This is a genomic window from Halopelagius inordinatus, from assembly GCF_900113245.1.
In the GTDB taxonomy this organism is placed as follows: Archaea; Halobacteriota; Halobacteria; order Halobacteriales; family Haloferacaceae; genus Halopelagius; species Halopelagius inordinatus.
Map to the genome: position 1 here is coordinate 691,044 of NZ_FOOQ01000001.1, position 15,461 is coordinate 706,504.

The window sequence follows — 15,461 nt, forward strand, 5'->3', positions numbered from 1 at the left end:
CGCCCGGACTCGCAACTCGGTCAGACGAGACGGAGAAACGACCCGCGGAGACGGAGCCTCCGTTACTTGACTTTCGTGCCGGGCACCGCGTCTTCGTGGGTCGTCAACAGGTCGGCCTGTTCGCCCGCGGCGAGGACCATCCCGTTGGATTCGACGCCGAACAGTTCCGCTTTCTCCAGATTCGCCACGACGACGACTCTCGTTCCGGGCAGTTCCTCTAAGTCGTGAAGCTGTTTGATACCGGCGACTATCTGACGCTCCTCGACGCCGATATCGACGGTCAACTTCGCGAGTTTGTCCGCGTCCTCGATGCCCTCGGCGTCGACGATTTCGCCGACGCGGACGTCGAGTTCTTGGAACTCCTCGAAACTGATGCGGTCGTCCAGCAGGGGTTCGAATTCGTCGCTCACGTCGGTATCGCCTCGGTCGGACGCCTCGTCAGTTTCGGTTTCCCCTTCGTCCTCGCTGGCTTCGACGCGGGACTGAAGCTTCTCGTTGAGTTCCTCGACGCGTTCCTCGGGAATCTTCTCGAACAGTTCCGCGGGTTCGTCGAACGAGTCGGCGGGCGCGTCGAGTGCGGCGTCTACGTCGAGTTCGTGAACGTCGCCCGTCTCGTTGAGGTCGGCCCACAGCGTCTCGGCTTTCCCCGGCACGACGGGTTCGAAGAGGACGGCGACGGCCTTCGCAACCTGCACGCAGTCGCGGATGACCTGCGCCTTCTGCGCGTCGTCGTCGTCGAGTTTCCACGGTTCGTTTCGCTGGATGTACTCGTTGCCGAACTGCGCGAGTCGGACGGCGGCGTTGCCCGCCTCTCGGACCGAGTAGTCGTTGACGCCCGCGCGGAACTCCTCTATGGCCACTTCGATGCGGTCGCGAACCTCCTCGGAGAGAGGCGCGTCCGGCGTCCCCTCGAACTCGCGGTAGGCGAACAGCATCGACCGGTAGGCGAAGTTGCCGACGGTGCCGACGAGTTCGTTGTTCACGCGTTCGCGGAAGCGGTCCCACGAGAAGTCCACGTCCTGTTGGAACCCGCCGTTCGTCGCGAGGTAGTACCGCAACAGGTCGGGGTGAAAGCCCTCGTCTAGGTACTCGTCGGCCCAGACGGCGCGGTTCCGCGAGGTGGAAAAGCCCTTGCCGTTGAGCGTGATAAAGCCCGACGCCATGACGGCGCGGGGTTCGACGAACCCCGCGGCGCGGAGCATCGCGGGCCAAAACACCGTGTGGTGTTGGATGATGTCGCGGCCGATGATGTGGGTTATCTCTCCCTCGTCGCGCCACGCCGCCTCCCAGTCGAACGTCTCCGACCCGACGCGCTCTGTGTACTGCTTCGTAGACGAGATGTACTCTATCGGGGCGTCCACCCAGACGTAGAGGACCAGGTCGTTCGGGTTCTCTCCGGGGTAGTCGATGCCCCAGTCCATGTCGCGGGTGATACACCAGTCCTGCAGTTCGCCTTCGATCCACTCTCGGGGCTGGTTCTGGGCGTTCGGCGTGCCTTCGAGTCGGTCGATGAACTCTTGCAGGTACGACTGCAGTTCGGACACCTCGAAGAACTTGTGCGTGCGTTCGCGGTACTCGGCGGGGTTGCCCGTCAGCGTCGAGGCGGGGTCTTCTATCTCGCCGGGTTCGAGGTGACGGCCACAGCCTTCGTCGCACTCGTCGCCGCGGGCGTGTTCGCCGCAGTACGGGCAGGTTCCCTCGACGAACCGGTCCGGGAGCCACTGGTCGGCTTCGGGGTCGTAGGCGACCTGTATCTCCTTTTCGTAGACGTAGCCCTCGTCTTCGAGCGTTCGGACGATGTCCGTCGTCAGTTCGGTGTTCGTCTCGTCGTGGGTGTGGCCGTAGTTGTCGAACTCCACCTCGAACTCGGGGAACGTCTCCTCGTACTTCTCGTGGTGTCGAAGCGCGAACTCCTCGGGCGTGACGCCCTCCTTTTCGGCGTTGACGGCGACGGGCGTGCCGTGCATGTCCGACCCGCTGACGAACGCCGTCTCCTGTCCGAGTTTGCGGAGCGACCGGCTGAAGATGTCGCCGCCGACGTACGTTCGGAGGTGTCCGATGTGCAGGTCACCGTTCGCGTACGGCAGCCCGCACGTCACCACCGCTGGCGCGTCCGTGGGAAAGTCCTCGTGGCTCATGTATCGTGTGTGGTTCGGGGGCGGGACCAAAATCCCGCTGGTTTCCGGAGCGTCGCGCGGGGGAAATCCCGAGTCCGCACCTCGGGGCCACCCGGTGCGACGGGTGCGAGCGAGACGAAAAGAAAAGCGACCGCCGAATCAGGCGTTCGCCAACCGCGAGGACGACGGAATATCCGCGTCGTGGTCGCGGCAGATCTGCGCCGCACGTTCCTTCACGGCCGAGTCCGACGGAATCGCCTCCTCGTCGCGGACTTCGCCGGACACCCACCCGACTACCTCCTCGACGGCGCTCCCGCCGGCGATACTTTCGACTTCCTCCAACGTCTGTCGGTACGACCCCTCCGTGGTGTCGTCGTAGTTCTGCGTGCCGACGGTGTTCGCTATCGCCTCGCGAATCTGACCCATGCCTGTCTCTACGTTCATGTGGTGTGGGACGGCCCGGTGCGGCATAAATCCGCTCGCCGTTCGGAGTCTACAGCCATCCGATAGCGATGACCGCCTCGAAGCCGACGAGCGTGATGACGAGGCGGCCGACGCTCCCGACGAACGTCGCGATAGCGAACTTCAGGTAGTCCTCTTCGAGAACCGAGAACGCGTAGATGGATAGCGTGTCGGGAAAGCCCGGGACGCAGAGCGCAAGCGCCAGTCCGGCGTACCCCCACGTCCGTGCGAGTTCGAGCGTCGTCTTCTCCGACCACTCGACGACGTCGAACCGGGACCGACGAAGCGCGCGGACGATCGGTCCGGCCTCCTTCGCCTCCTGTCCGATGTGGAACGCGAAGACGCTTCCCGCGGCTTTCCCCACTCCGCTCACGAGGATGATGACGGTCATCCGCTGCCAGTAGGTCAGCCCCATATCTATCGGCGCGAGGAGGACGACTTCGCTCACACCGGGAAGCGCAAAGGCGATGAGAAACGAGTACGCGAAGATGACGAGGAGTCCGAACCAGCCGCTCGCGCTCTTGACGACGTCGGATAACCAGCCGAAATCGGGCCAGAGACTCGTTCCCGTCGCCGCGAAGTCGGCTACGTGACCCGCGTGAACCGCCCCTTCGACGAGTACCTCGGCGGCGCTGAGAGACACGTTGGTTCCTTCTCCCAAACGAGACGTTGTAAGTCTTGAGATTTCGGGTCTGTGAGTGTGAGTCGCGTCACCGGGCGTCGCCGACGTCACCGGACAGAGAGCACGCCTCGGGGCCCGCGGCGTGGACCGCTTCGACGTCCGCGAGGAAGGCGGTGAGCATCTCGCGGGTGACGTGCGGCATGCAGACGACGCGGAGTTCCCCGGACTCGGTGCGCGAGATTCGCCACCCCTCCTCGCGGAGGCGTTCGAAGACCGGTTCGGATATCGAGGCGGCGACGAGGGGGAGGTCCACGTCCGCCGTCTCGAACCCGCGTTCGCGGAGTTCCGCGGCGAACCACGTCGCGAGTTCCGCGACCCGTTCGTACTCGCGGCGGTAGCCGTCGGGCCAGAGAGCGTCCATCGCCGCGGCGGCGGCGGCGACGCCCGCACCGCTTCGCGTCCCGGTGAGCGTCGCCTGCGACGTGGATTCGAGATACGGCGTATCGACAGCCAACGCGTCGAGTCCCGCGCGTTCGCGAAAGAGAACGCCGCCCGCGGGGACGGCGGCCCGCCCGGACTTGTGGGGGTCGATGGTCATCGAATCGACGGGCGCGTGCGCGAAACTCCACTCGTGGTCGGTGAACGGAAGGTAAAAGCCGCCCCACGCGGCGTCGACGTGGAGGAACGCGCCGGCGTCGTGAGCGACGGCGGCCAGTTCGGGAATCGGGTCGACGCGGCCGAACTCCGTGCTCCCGGCGACGCCGACGACGAGAACGGTGTCGTCGTCGACGGCGGCGTCCGCGGCGTCCACGTCCGCGCGGTGGTCGTCGTCTGTCGGCACGCGGCGGAGTTCGACGCCGAGGACGTCCGCGGCTTTGGTAAACGAGAAATGCGCGCTCTCGGGGACGACGACGTTCGGGTCCTCGACGCGCAGGCGGTTGCGCGCCGACCGGACGGCTTGGACGTTGGCCTCCGTCCCGCCACTCGTGACGTAGCCGTGCGGGTCCGAGAGGTCGGCAATCTCGCCGAGCGTTTCGACCGCCCGGCGTTCGAGTCGAGCGACCTCTTGGTACGTCTCCGGGTCGCCCGGGTTCGTCGCGAGGAACCGCTCTGCGGCGTCCCGAGCCGCCGGGTGCGGTTCCGTGCACATCGACGAGAGGACGCGGCTGAACTCCTGCGGAGCGGCCCGCTGCATGGACATCCCTTCCTCGCGGCGGCGTTTATGGATTCCGTTGTCTGTCCGGTCGAGCGTTCGGCCGACTCAGACGACGCCGACGACGGAGAGATACGAGACGACGGCGAGCGTGGCGTTGTACGCGCCGTGGACTGCGACGGGGACGGCGAGGTTCTCCGTCGTCTCGTAGAGGCCACCGAGGACGAGAGAGACGGCGAAGATGGCAGCCAACGGGACGAGGAGTTCGACCGGGCGGTCGAACGAGACGTAGTTGAAGACGTGGACGGCCGCAAAGAGGACGCTCGCGACGCCGACGCTGGCGATGGGTCCGAACGCGCGACGCAGACGGCCCTGCACGACGCCGCGGAAGAACGCTTCCTCGGCGGGCGCGACGACCAGAAGCGAGAGCGGAACGAGGAGCAAAAGCGCCGCGGGGTCGGCCCCCGCGGCCGGTTCGAAGGCGCTGGAGACGGGACTGACCCCGGCGGCGTTCCCCGCGGCGAAGATTACCGTCGCGGCGACGACGGCGACGGCGGCCCCCGCGAGAGAGAGGCCGGTATCGCGCCGCGACGGGACCCGAACCGGTACGGAAAGTTCTCTGAGATGGACGAACGCGATAGAGACGGCGAGGTACACCGCCTCCGTCGGAACGACTGCCGCGAGGAGAACCAGGGCGACGGACGCCTCGCCCGGGGCGGCGGCGTCGGCCGCGAGAACGGAGACGACGACGACTGCTCCGGCGACGCCCGCGACGACGAGCGTCGTCGCGAACAGGGCGAGAACGACCGCGAGGGCGACGACGGCGGGCCACGCCCCGCGGCGGGTCGGAGACGGGGAAAACGAAGACATGTGCGTGCTCGGTTCGGACGTACGGGCGAACGCGGAATAAAAGCGCGTGCGGGGGCGGACCCCGACTCGGTCACCGTCTCAGCGGACCGAATCGAGGATGAGACGCTGTTCGACGCGCTTTACCTCGTGTTGCACGTCGCGAACGGCGTCGATGTTCGCCGAGATAGAGGAGACGCCTTTCTCGGCGAGGAACTGGACCATCTGCGGTTTCGACCCGGCCTGCCCGCAGATACTCGTCTTCACGTCGAGTTCGCGGCAGGTCTCTATGGTGTCGCCGATGAGTTTCAGAACCGACGGGTGGAGTTCGTCGAAGCGGTCCGCGACGTTCTCGTTGTTGCGGTCCACGGCGAGGGTGTACTGCGTCAGGTCGTTCGTCCCGAACGAGGCGAAGTCGATGCCCGCGCCGGCCATATCCTCGATTCCGAGCGCCGAGGCGGGCGTCTCTACCATCACGCCCCACTGGCGCTTTTCGGGGTCGATTCCGGCCTCCTGCATGAGGTTCTTCGCGCGGTAGACGTCTTCGGCGTCGTTGACGAGGGGGAACATTATCTCGACGTTGTCGTACCCCATCTCGTACATGCGACGGAACGCCTCCAGTTCGTATTTGAACACCTCGGGGGTGTCGAGCGAACGGCGGATGCCGCGGTAGCCGAGCATCGGGTTGTGTTCTTTGGGTTCGTCGTCGCCGCCCTCCAGTTGGCGGAACTCGTCGGTCGGCGCGTCGAGCGTTCGGATGCGGACGGGCCGGGGGTAGAACTCCTCGGCGGCGGTTCGCATCCCCTCGACGAGTTGGTCGACGTAGGCGCGTTTCCCGTTGTCCGCGATGTACTTCGCCGGGGTCTTTCCCGTCGAGAGAATCATGTGTTCCATCCGGAGGAGTCCGACGCCGTCCGCGCCCGTCGCGGCGGCGCGTTCGGCCGCCTCGGGGATGGAGACGTTCACCTTCACCTCCGTCGCGGTCATCGGCTTGACCGGGGTCTTCGGGCGCGCGTCCTCTATGGGTTCGCGCTGAGCGTCTTTGGACTCGATGACGCCCTCTCTGACGGTGCCTTTGTCGCCGTCTATGGTGATGGGTTGGTCGTCTTCGAGTTGGCGCGTGGCCGACCCGGTGCCGACGACGGCGGGGACGCCGAGTTCCCGCGAGACGATGGCGGCGTGCGACGTCATGCCACCCTCGTCGGTCACGATGCCCGCCGCGCGCTTCATCGCGGGCACCATGTCCGGCATCGTCATCTCGGTGACGATGATGTCGCCCTCGCCGACCTGGTCTAAGTGGTCGAGTTTCGTGACGATGCGCGCCTCGCCAGAGGCGATGCCGGGACTCGCGCCGAGTCCGCGAAACAGGACGTCGCCGTCGCCGTCGCCGTCGCCCGTCGTCTCCGCGCCGTTGTCGGCGGACGCCGCCATCTCGGCGGACCCGCCGTCGCCCGCGGCCTCCGATATCTGCGAGTCCTCTGTCTCACCGGACTCCGAGATGGTGGTGATGGGTCGCGACTGGAGCATGTAGATGTCGCCCTCGTAGACGGCCCACTCGACGTCCTGCGGTTCGCCGTAGTGGTCTTCGACGCGTTCGCCGAGTTCGACCAGTTCGGCTATCTCCTCGTCCGTGAGGACGCGCGCGTTCCGCCTGTCGTCTTCGACCGGGCGTTCGATGGTCTCGCCCGTCTCCTCGTCTTTCTCCATCATCACCTTCTTGTCGGCGATGGTGGCCGTCTCGACGGTCTTGCTGTCGCGGTCCACGACGTAGTTGTCCGGAGAGACGGTGCCGGACACCACCGCCTCGCCGAGGCCCCACGCCGCCTCGATGATGATGCGGGGTTCGCCAGTCGAGGGGTGCGACGTGAACATCACGCCCGATTTCTCGGCGGCGACCATCTCTTGGACGACCACGGCGATGTCCACCTCGTGGTGCGGGAAGTCCTTCCGATTGCGGTAGTAGATGGCGCGTTGAGAGAACAGCGACGCCCAACACTCCTTGACGCGTTCGACCAAGTCGTCTGCTTGGATGTTGAGGTACGTCTCCTGTTGTCCGGCGAAGGAGGCGTCCGGCAGGTCCTCGGCCGTCGCGGAGGACCGCACGGCGACGAAGGCGTCGTCGCCTATCTCCTCGTAGGCGGCGAGAATCTCCTCGCGCACCTCCTCGGGAACCGGCGTCTCTACGATGAGTTCGTGTGCGCGTTCGTGCGCCTCCTTCAACGCGGCGGAGTCCTCGTGGTCCACGTCGACGGCCTCGAATAGTTCCTCGTCGATACCGGCGTCCTCGATGAATGCCCGGTACGTTCCTGCGGTTACGACGAACCCCGGCGGGACGGGAAGCCCTGCCGATGTGAGTTCGCCGAGCGAAGCCGCCTTGCCACCGACCGTACCCAAATCGGAGGCGCGCACGTCGTCCAGCCAAACTACAGCCATTAGCGTTTGTCCATCACTGCAAATCGTAATAAGTACTTTCCGGACAACGCGAGGATGAATAAAATACAACTCGGGCGCGAGTACGTAAGCGGCCGCGGGGACGGCTACTCCCCTCTTCGTTCCGCACCGTGCGTCTCGCAGAGTATCTCGCCGGTTTCAGGGTCGAGATAAAACGGTTTGTCGGCGACTACTTCCGCGCCGCAGACGGCACAGCCGTCGTCGTGGCGGAGAAAGTACTTCCCCTCCGAGCGACCGGTCTCTAGCCGACCCGCGGCGACGGCGGGGCGGGTCAACCCTTCACCTATCTGCGTCCGGTCCGACGAGTCGGCCGCCTCGAATCGTATCGGTTGCACGGCGAGCGGTTGGCCCCGGAGGCAGTAACATCCATCGCGCGGGTGGCGGACGGTCGGCGCGACGGCGCGCCCGTGCACCCTCGCTCCCCGAGAGTTTCTTTACGCTCGGTGACCTCCGTCTAGCCGTGCAATCGGACTGGGTGACTCTCGTTCCGCCGTGGCTCCTCCTCGGCGTTCTGGGAGGGCTCGCCGCTTCGCTCGTCGTCGCGGGGGTGTTCCTCGTCGGGGGGCGACTGTTTCCGGACGACCCGGTAGCGCGCGGCCCGCGAGTCGACGGCACGGGTCGCCGCCGGGTGGAGATTCGCGACTACCTCCGGACGATAGGCGAACCGTTCGTCGAAGACCACCCCATTCACGGGGAGACGGTCGCGTTCTACCTCCCGCAACGCGACGTGGCTCTCACCTTCGACGCGCAGGCGTACTTCCGACTCGAACGGGCGGGAACGTACACGGTCCTCTGCGAACACGAGATGCCCGCGCACGGACTCGGACGGCGTCTCCCGTTCGAGGTGCCGACGTTCGACTCCGCGCCGCCCCGTGAGAATCCGATTCGGGCGTCGTTCGACCACCTCGGCGTGCCGACGACGGCGGACCCCGCGGAGGTAAAACGCGCCTACCGCGACAAGGTGAAAGAGGCCCACCCCGACCACGGCGGGTCGCAGTCGGAGTTCAAGGAGTTACAGGAGGCGTACGCGAAAGCGAGAGACCACGCCGAGGGGGCGACGGCCTGAGCGTTCGCTCTGCGGTCTCGGCGTTCCGGTCGAACGCCGACACCGCCGCGGAGCGTTCAGTCCCCGGCGTCGGCTTCCACTCGCGCCGCCTCGGTGACTTCGTAGAGAGCGTCGCCGTCGCGGAGGGCGTCCGTCACCCTGCCGACGAGGTCCGCCGTCGCGACGACAGTCGCGTCCAGTCCGCGCGCGGCCGCCGCCGCGGCTACTTCCCCCGCCGCGAGGGTCGTCTCCGCCTCGACGTCCGCTTTCCGGAGTGCGACGACGGCTTCGACGCCCGCGGCGACGACGACGTCTGCGGCGTCGCAGGCGGTTTCGAGGGCCGAAAGCGCCACCGCGGAACTTCCCCCGGACCGCGCGGGCGGTATCTGGACGACGGTCACTCTCCCGGGGCCGATTTCGATGACGCCTTCGAACCCCGTGATGCTCACGTCGTCGCCCGCCGCGGCGTCCGTCGTCGCGACGCCAGTCGCGGGGCCGGACGACCCGGGGGCGGCGTGGAGCAGTCCGTCGCGAAGCGACAGGGTCACCGTCTCGCCCGCCGACACGTCCTCGGCGGCGACGGCGGCGTCCTCTTGGACGCTCTCTAAGACGTCGTCCGTGACGTGGTCCGCGAACCGACGCAGGTCTTTGACCTCCTGAAACAGCCAATCGACGCCCTCCTTCGTGACGCGGTAGCGCGACCGACCCTCCTTTTCGACGTAGTCGTCTTCGACCAGTTCGCGGATGTACTCGCTGACTGCCTGACTCGTCACGCCGACGGCGTCGGCTATCTCGCCTTGACTCACCGCCGGTTGTCGGTCGGCTATCTCGACGAGGATGCGGAGTCGAGTCGCCGTGCGCTTGTCTTCGAGGGCGCCGGTCATGCTCCGTCGGAGGAACCGCGCTGTAAAAAACCCACGTCACCGCACGCGGCGGCGAACGGCACGGCTTTGGGCGTCGCGCCCCTCGGACCCACCGTGTTCCAGGCGGCTTACCGCGACAGGGCGGCGTATCTCCCCTTCGCGGACGCCCTCGTGGTCGCCGACGTTCACGTGGGACGAGACGAGGCGTCCACGGTCGAGTTCCCACTCGGCGAACGCGCCGACCTGCGGGACCGACTCGCGGGGCACCTCGACGCCTGTTCTCCCGACACCGTCGTCTTCGCGGGCGACGTCCTCCACCAGTTCGGGTCGGCGACGACTCGCGCGCGAGACGGCGTCGCGGACCTGACGGCGGCGTGTCGCGAGGCGGGCGCGCGTCCGGTCTTCGTCCGGGGGAACCACGACACCGCACTCGACTCCGTCTTCGACGGGACCGTCCACGACGAGTACGTCCTCCGTACGACGACGGACGCGCGCGTCGTCGTCTGCCACGGGCACGAACGCCCGGAGACCGACGCGTCGCTGTACGTCGTCGGCCACGACCACCCCGCGATAACCATCGAGGGGACGCGCAGACCCTGCTTTCTCTACGGCGAGAGCGCGTTTCACGACGCGGACGTGCTGGTGCTTCCGGCGTTCAACCGACTCGCGCCGGGCGTCGTCGTGAACGGACTCCGGACCCGAGACGTGCAGTCGCCCCTCGTCTGCGACATCGACGCGTTCCGGCCCGTCGTCTACGACGAGGGAACGGGCGAAGCGCTGACGTTCCCGCCTCTGGGCGAGTTCCGCCGGATGCTCTGACTCAGAGGCGGAGGTCGTACGCGACGGCGTCGGCGGCCTCTCGACCGCTTCGCATCGCGCCCTGTATCGACGACCACGTCGTGTAGTCGCCCGCGAGGTACGTCCACCCGCCCGGCGCGCGCGCGTCGGGGAGTCGGTCGTGGACTCCCGGCGGTTGGTCGAACTGCGCGAACCTGATGCGGTCGGTCTGGACGGACTCGACGGGTCCGAACGACCGGTCCGGGTACCACGATTTCAACGTCCGTCTCGTGTCCGCGGCCAACTCCATCGCGCTTTTGTCCGCCGCCGCCGCGCCGAGGAACGTCGCAGAGAGCAGTTCGTAGTCGTCGGGCGCGTACTCCGGCGCTATCTTCGACATCGGCGCGACGGTGTTCGGCGCGTCGTTTTCGGCGTTCACGAGCAGTTTCCGCCCGGTGTCGAGGTCGGTTCCCGCCGGAACCCGATAGTACTGCGTCGTCGACGTCCGCGCGGTGGTCGGTATCTCGTCGACGCCCGAGAGGCGAAGCGACTCCTTCGGGTCGGCGGCGACGACTGCGGCGTCGGCTTCCACCGTCTCCGCCGTCGTCCGCACGGTGACGCCGCCCTCGTGGTTCTCGACGGATTCGACGCCCGTTTCGAGGCGAATCTCCGCACCGGCCCGCCGCGCCTTCTCGGCGAGTTGTTCGGGAATCGCCTGCATCCCCTCGGCGGGGACGCCGATTCGACCGTTCGAGAGCGCTTTGAACGTCGCCTCGAAGACGCGTTTCGAGGTGGAAAGCGACCTATCGAGCGTGATACCGCCGTAGAACGGCGCGACGAAGTTCTCGATGTAGTCCTCCGAAAAGCCCCACTCGCGGAGGTACTCTCGGATGCTCGTGTCCGGCCCTTCGAACAGTCGGCGCTCTGAGGCATCGCCGGACCGCGTCCGGCGGCCTGCCGAGGTTTCCTCGGCAATGTCGCCGACGTGTTGGCGGAGCGCGAGCGTTCGAACCTTGTCCGTGAGCGTCACCTCGTCGTTCCGCAGAGTCGCGAGAAGCGATTTCGGGTCGCGGATGGGGTCAGAGAGCGTCGAGCGTTCGCCGCGGCGGGCGATGACCGCTCCGGGGTCGAACTGCCTGAGGTCGAGTTCGTCCACGTCGAGTTCGCGCCGAACGGCCGGATAGCCGGTGAAGAGAACCTGAAACCCTCGGTCGAACGTGAACCCGTCTCGCTTCTGGGTCCGAACTCGGCCGCCGACTTCGTGGCGTCGTTCGTACACTATCACGTCCGCACCCTCCTCGGCGAGGTGACGCGCCGCGACGAGGCCTGCGAGGCCCGCGCCCGCGACGACGACGGTTTCGTCCATGTTCGGACCTTCTCGCGCACCGCACTAATGTACTGCGCGTAACAGGCATCCGGTGCGAGCCACCTTCGCGCGGCGCGAGGCCGAAAAGACGGAATGACTAGGAATTTGTCCGTCGGGCCGCAACGGCCGGTATGGATACGAGCGAGGCGTTTCTGGGGTTGCGCTGCGCCGAGACCGGTGAGCGATACGACGCGAGTGCGACCGGCGAGAGCGACGCGGGCGCGCATCTCGACGCGGCGTACGACACGGACGCGGTCGAGTGGGGCGCGGGCGGGTTGACCGACAGACCGACCGGCACGATGTGGCGGTACGCCGACCTGCTACCGTTCTCGAACCCGCTCTCGGCCGACGAGGGCGGAACTCCGCTCGTCGAGACGTCGACGCTGGCCGAGGAACTCGGCGTCGGAACGCTCCGAATCAAAGACGAGAGTCGGAACCCGACCGGAACGGTGTTGGACCGGGGACTCTCGCCCGCCGTCACCGCCGCCCGGGAGAGCGACGCCGAACTCGTCGCCCTCGCGACGCCGGGCAACGCCGGTCAGTCGGCGGCGTCGTACGCGGGGATGGCCGACCTGCGGTCGTACTCGTTCGTCCCCTCTCGAGCCCCGTTTCCGAACAAGGCGATGGTCAACGTCCACGGCGGGGAGATGCGCGTCGTCGGCGGCCGGTATCCCGACGCCGAGGAGGCCCTCCACGAGCAACTGCAGTCCGAGTGGCACACGCTCCAAGAGTTCGACAACCCGTACCGCCACGACGGCATCAAGACGGCGGCGTTCGAGATAGCGGAGTCTCTCGGGTGGACGGTGCCGGACGCCGTCGTCGTCCCCGCGGGGACGGGCGAAGTCGTCGCGGGTGTGACGAAGGGCTTTCGCGAACTCCGCGAGGCGGGCGTCGTAGACGGCCTGCCGCCGGTGTACGCCGCGCAACCGTCCGGGTGCGCGCCCATCGTCACCGCGCACCGGCGCGACGCGGGCGACGTGGAACCGTGGTCTAACCCCGACACCATCGTCGGCGAACTGGAGATTCCCGACCCGAAGGGCGGGGCCGCCGCAGTCGCCGCCGTCTCCGAGACGGGCGGAGACGCTCTCGCCGTCGACGACGACGAGATTCTCGAAAGCGCCGTCGCCGCCGCCCAGAACGCGGGACTGGAAGTCGGCGCGGCGGGCGGTGCGGCCGTCGCCGCCGCGTGGCGACTCGCGGAGGACGGCGTCGTCGGTGCCGACGACGACGTGGTCGTTCTCAACACCGAATCCGGGACGAAGACGGCGGACATCCTCCGCAGTCACCTGATGGGGAAAGGCGTCTGAGAACTCCTCCGCGCCGGTGACGGTCGCCGAACTCCGACCGATTTCGAGCCCGAGGATATTTATTTTAGACGGCTCTAATTCCAGCCATGTTGAGCGACGTGATGGAGGACTATCTGAAGGCCATCTACCAGATTCAGGCCGAAAGCGGGCCGCCCGTCTCGACGTCCGCCATCGCCGACCACCTCGGGAAGACGCCGCCGACGGTCACGAGCATGCTCGGGAAGTTGTCGGACCGCGGACTCGTCCACCGCGAGAAGTACAAGGGCGCAGAACTCACCGCGGAGGGCGAGACGGTGGCGCTGGAAGTGCTCCGTCACCACCGCCTCATCGAGGCGTACCTCGCGGAACATCTCGACTACTCGTGGAGCGAGGTCCACGACGAGGCCGACGCCCTCGAACACCACATCTCAGAGGAGTTCGAACGCCGCGTCGCCGAGGTTCTCGGGAACCCGACGGTCGACCCGCACGGCGACCCGATTCCCTCGTCCGACCTGACTCCTCTCGAAGAGGAGGAGACGGTGCGACTCACCGACGTTACGGTCGGCGAGAGCGTCGTCGTCGCGCGCGTCAGCGACCGGAACGAAGCGGAGTTGGAGTATCTCGCGAACGCGGGCATCACTCCCGGAACGACAGTCGAGGTGACGGACGTCGCCCCGTTCGGTATGGTGACGGTGCGCGTCGCCGACGACGGGCGGCAACTCGCTGACGACGAACAGAGCCTCCCTGACGCCGTCGCGGCGTCGATTCAGGTACGGGCGACGAGCAACGCTGACGGCGACAGCGAGGAGGTACCCACGACGTGACGGGGTACCTCGAGATACTCACCGTCGCGTTCGTCGCGCAGTTGCTGGTGTTGCCGGGCGAGAAAGTCCAGTTCATCATCGCCGGACTCTCGACGCGGTACAACCCCCTCGTCGTCGTCGCCGCCGCCGGGTCGGCGTTCGCCGGGTGGACGGCGCTCGAAGTCTGGTTCGGGCAGGCGCTACAGGACGCGTTCTCTCCGCTCGTCCTCGACGGCATCACCGCGATGCTTTTCATCACCTTCGCAGTCGTGTTGTTCCGGTCCGCGCCGGACCCCGGGACGACCCGACTCGATGCGGAGACGGACGGCGGGATGCAGGGCCTGACGAGCGAGATGGACCTACCGGCCCCGATAGAACGCCTCTCGGGCAGTTTCGGCGGATTCGTCCCCATCTTCACGATGATGGCCGCCGGCGAGTTCGGCGACAAGACCCAACTTATCACCATCGGGCTAGCCGTCCAGTACGGTGCCACGTCGGCCATCTGGGTCGGCGAGATGCTCGCTATCATCCCGGTCAGCCTCGCGAACGCCTACTTCTTTCACACGTTCGCCCACCGGGTGGACATGCGGAAGGCGCACATCTTCAGCGCGGGTCTGTTCTTGTTCTTCGGACTCGACACCGTCCTCTCTATGGTGACCGGGTTCTCCGTCTGGGAGACGGTCATCGGCGCTGTCTCGGCCACCGTGACGGGCCTCGTCTGAGCGCCGGAGAGGAGTCTCGTCTGCGACCCGGAGACGGCTCCCGTCCAGTCCTGTTCATTCGCGACCCGTTCTGTCTGTCCGAGTCCAGCCTCGTCCGGTTCGCCCCGTCTACGGACGACTGTCCACCGTTCCGTCTCCGTGTTCTTTTTATATACCCTCGCGTAGGAATCGGACGTGACGAGTCTCGCACCGTCTCTGTTCGCCGGCGTCGTCTTCGGTCTCGCCTTGGCCGCCCCGCCCGGTCCGATGAACGCGATAATCGCCGAGGAGAGCGTCGTCCGCGGCTGGGTCGCCGGGTTCAAAGCCGGACTCGGAGCGATGACGGCTGACGCTATCTTCTTCGTTCTCGCGGCACTCGGCGTCGTCGCGTTCGTCGAACGGTTCCCGACCGTTCGCGCGGTGATGGTCGGGACGGGAGGAATCCTCATGCTCTACTTCGCGTACGGCGCGGCCCGAGACGTCCGGAGTTCGTTCCAGCCCGGGTCGCGGGACGGCCGAGAGGCCGAGACGGCGGCCGAATCGAGCGGGTCTACGGGGTTCCGAAAGGCGTTCGTCCTCGCGCTTACGAACCCCTACCAGATTCTCTTTTGGCTCACTATCGGCGTCGGACTGCTGAAACCCGGCACGCTCGACGTCCTCGCGGAGACGCCGTACGTCGGCGGCGAACTCGCCGGAACGCTCGTCGTCGAAACGGGGTCGCCCGCCCTCGTCGTCGGTTTCTTCGGCGGCATCTTCCTTTGGGTCACGGGCTTTCCGGCGGCGCTCGTGGGCGCGGAACGGCGCGTGGACGCCTTCGCTCCCGTCGTCGCGGGCGTCAGCGCCGTCGTCCTCGCGGGGTTCGGCGTCCTCTTTCTCTCGCAGGCGGCCGGCGGACTGCTCTGATAGCCACCGCGTCGTCGTCCGGTCCGTCGTCTCCCCCTCTTTCACCGCCCGACGGTCGTCCGACGA

Annotated in this window: 15 protein-coding genes; 6 read left to right on the forward strand and 9 right to left on the reverse strand. The window is 67.0% G+C overall.

Annotated elements, in window-relative coordinates; all coding sequences use genetic code 11:
• Positions 1-62: 62 nt before the first annotated feature.
• The 7 genes from metG to BM167_RS03735 all read right to left on the reverse strand — a co-directional run bounded on the left by metG (position 63) and on the right by BM167_RS03735 (position 7,986).
• On the reverse strand, positions 63-2,138 hold the full coding sequence (metG, locus tag BM167_RS03705; protein WP_092888896.1) for a methionine--tRNA ligase: 2,076 nt from the start codon (positions 2,136-2,138) through the stop codon (positions 63-65).
• A 138-nt stretch (positions 2,139-2,276) separates the two neighbouring features.
• Positions 2,277-2,561 carry a hypothetical protein gene (locus BM167_RS03710; protein WP_092888899.1) on the reverse strand — a complete coding sequence of 95 codons (285 nt, stop codon included), beginning with the start codon at positions 2,559-2,561 and terminating at the stop codon, positions 2,277-2,279.
• 49 nt (positions 2,562-2,610) lie between these two features.
• Positions 2,611-3,222, reverse strand: a complete 612-nt coding sequence (locus tag BM167_RS03715; protein WP_092888901.1) for a YqaA family protein — start codon at positions 3,220-3,222, stop codon at positions 2,611-2,613.
• Between the two features lie 67 nt (positions 3,223-3,289).
• Positions 3,290-4,396 carry a tyrosine decarboxylase MfnA gene (mfnA, locus tag BM167_RS03720; protein ID WP_218153760.1) on the reverse strand — a complete coding sequence of 369 codons (1,107 nt, stop codon included), beginning with the start codon at positions 4,394-4,396 and terminating at the stop codon, positions 3,290-3,292.
• Between the two features lie 66 nt (positions 4,397-4,462).
• Positions 4,463-5,224 carry a CPBP family intramembrane glutamic endopeptidase gene (locus BM167_RS03725; protein ID WP_092888907.1) on the reverse strand — a complete coding sequence of 254 codons (762 nt, stop codon included), beginning with the start codon at positions 5,222-5,224 and terminating at the stop codon, positions 4,463-4,465.
• Between the two features lie 78 nt (positions 5,225-5,302).
• Positions 5,303-7,633 carry a phosphoenolpyruvate synthase gene (gene ppsA / locus BM167_RS03730; RefSeq protein WP_092888911.1) on the reverse strand — a complete coding sequence of 777 codons (2,331 nt, stop codon included), beginning with the start codon at positions 7,631-7,633 and terminating at the stop codon, positions 5,303-5,305.
• A gap of 104 nt (positions 7,634-7,737) precedes the next feature.
• Entirely contained in the window at positions 7,738-7,986 is a 249-nt protein-coding gene (locus BM167_RS03735; RefSeq protein ID WP_092888914.1) for a DUF8075 family protein, read from the reverse strand.
• Positions 7,987-8,111: 125 nt separating this feature from the next.
• Between BM167_RS03735 and BM167_RS03740 the strand changes: the two genes are divergently transcribed.
• Entirely contained in the window at positions 8,112-8,717 is a 606-nt protein-coding gene (locus tag BM167_RS03740) for a J domain-containing protein (RefSeq protein WP_092888917.1), read from the forward strand.
• Positions 8,718-8,773: 56 nt separating this feature from the next.
• On the opposite strand, the gene BM167_RS03745 is transcribed toward BM167_RS03740, so the two are convergent.
• Positions 8,774-9,580, reverse strand: a complete 807-nt coding sequence (locus BM167_RS03745; RefSeq protein ID WP_092888920.1) for a DUF7839 domain-containing protein — start codon at positions 9,578-9,580, stop codon at positions 8,774-8,776.
• A 93-nt stretch (positions 9,581-9,673) separates the two neighbouring features.
• Between BM167_RS03745 and BM167_RS03750 the strand changes: the two genes are divergently transcribed.
• Positions 9,674-10,378: a metallophosphoesterase gene (locus BM167_RS03750; protein ID WP_092891081.1), complete on the forward strand. Its 705-nt coding sequence runs from the start codon at positions 9,674-9,676 to the stop codon at positions 10,376-10,378.
• 1 nt (position 10,379) lies between these two features.
• Here the strand turns inward: BM167_RS03750 and BM167_RS03755 are convergent, their stop codons facing one another.
• Positions 10,380-11,702 carry an NAD(P)/FAD-dependent oxidoreductase gene (locus BM167_RS03755; protein ID WP_092888923.1) on the reverse strand — a complete coding sequence of 441 codons (1,323 nt, stop codon included), beginning with the start codon at positions 11,700-11,702 and terminating at the stop codon, positions 10,380-10,382.
• 131 nt (positions 11,703-11,833) lie between these two features.
• Between BM167_RS03755 and BM167_RS03760 the strand changes: the two genes are divergently transcribed.
• The 4 genes from BM167_RS03760 to BM167_RS03775 all read left to right on the forward strand — a co-directional run bounded on the left by BM167_RS03760 (position 11,834) and on the right by BM167_RS03775 (position 15,395).
• Positions 11,834-13,009, forward strand: coding sequence for a pyridoxal-phosphate dependent enzyme (locus tag BM167_RS03760; protein WP_092888926.1), 1,176 nt, complete (start codon positions 11,834-11,836; stop codon positions 13,007-13,009).
• Between the two features lie 86 nt (positions 13,010-13,095).
• Positions 13,096-13,812, forward strand: coding sequence for a metal-dependent transcriptional regulator (locus BM167_RS03765; protein ID WP_092888929.1), 717 nt, complete (start codon positions 13,096-13,098; stop codon positions 13,810-13,812).
• Positions 13,809-14,513, forward strand: coding sequence for a TMEM165/GDT1 family protein (locus BM167_RS03770; RefSeq protein WP_092888932.1), 705 nt, complete (start codon positions 13,809-13,811; stop codon positions 14,511-14,513). The genes BM167_RS03765 and BM167_RS03770 overlap by 4 nt, the downstream gene beginning before the upstream one ends.
• Before the next feature lie 246 nt (positions 14,514-14,759).
• Positions 14,760-15,395: a LysE family translocator gene (locus tag BM167_RS03775; protein ID WP_245781326.1), complete on the forward strand. Its 636-nt coding sequence runs from the start codon at positions 14,760-14,762 to the stop codon at positions 15,393-15,395.
• Positions 15,396-15,461 lie beyond the last annotated feature (66 nt).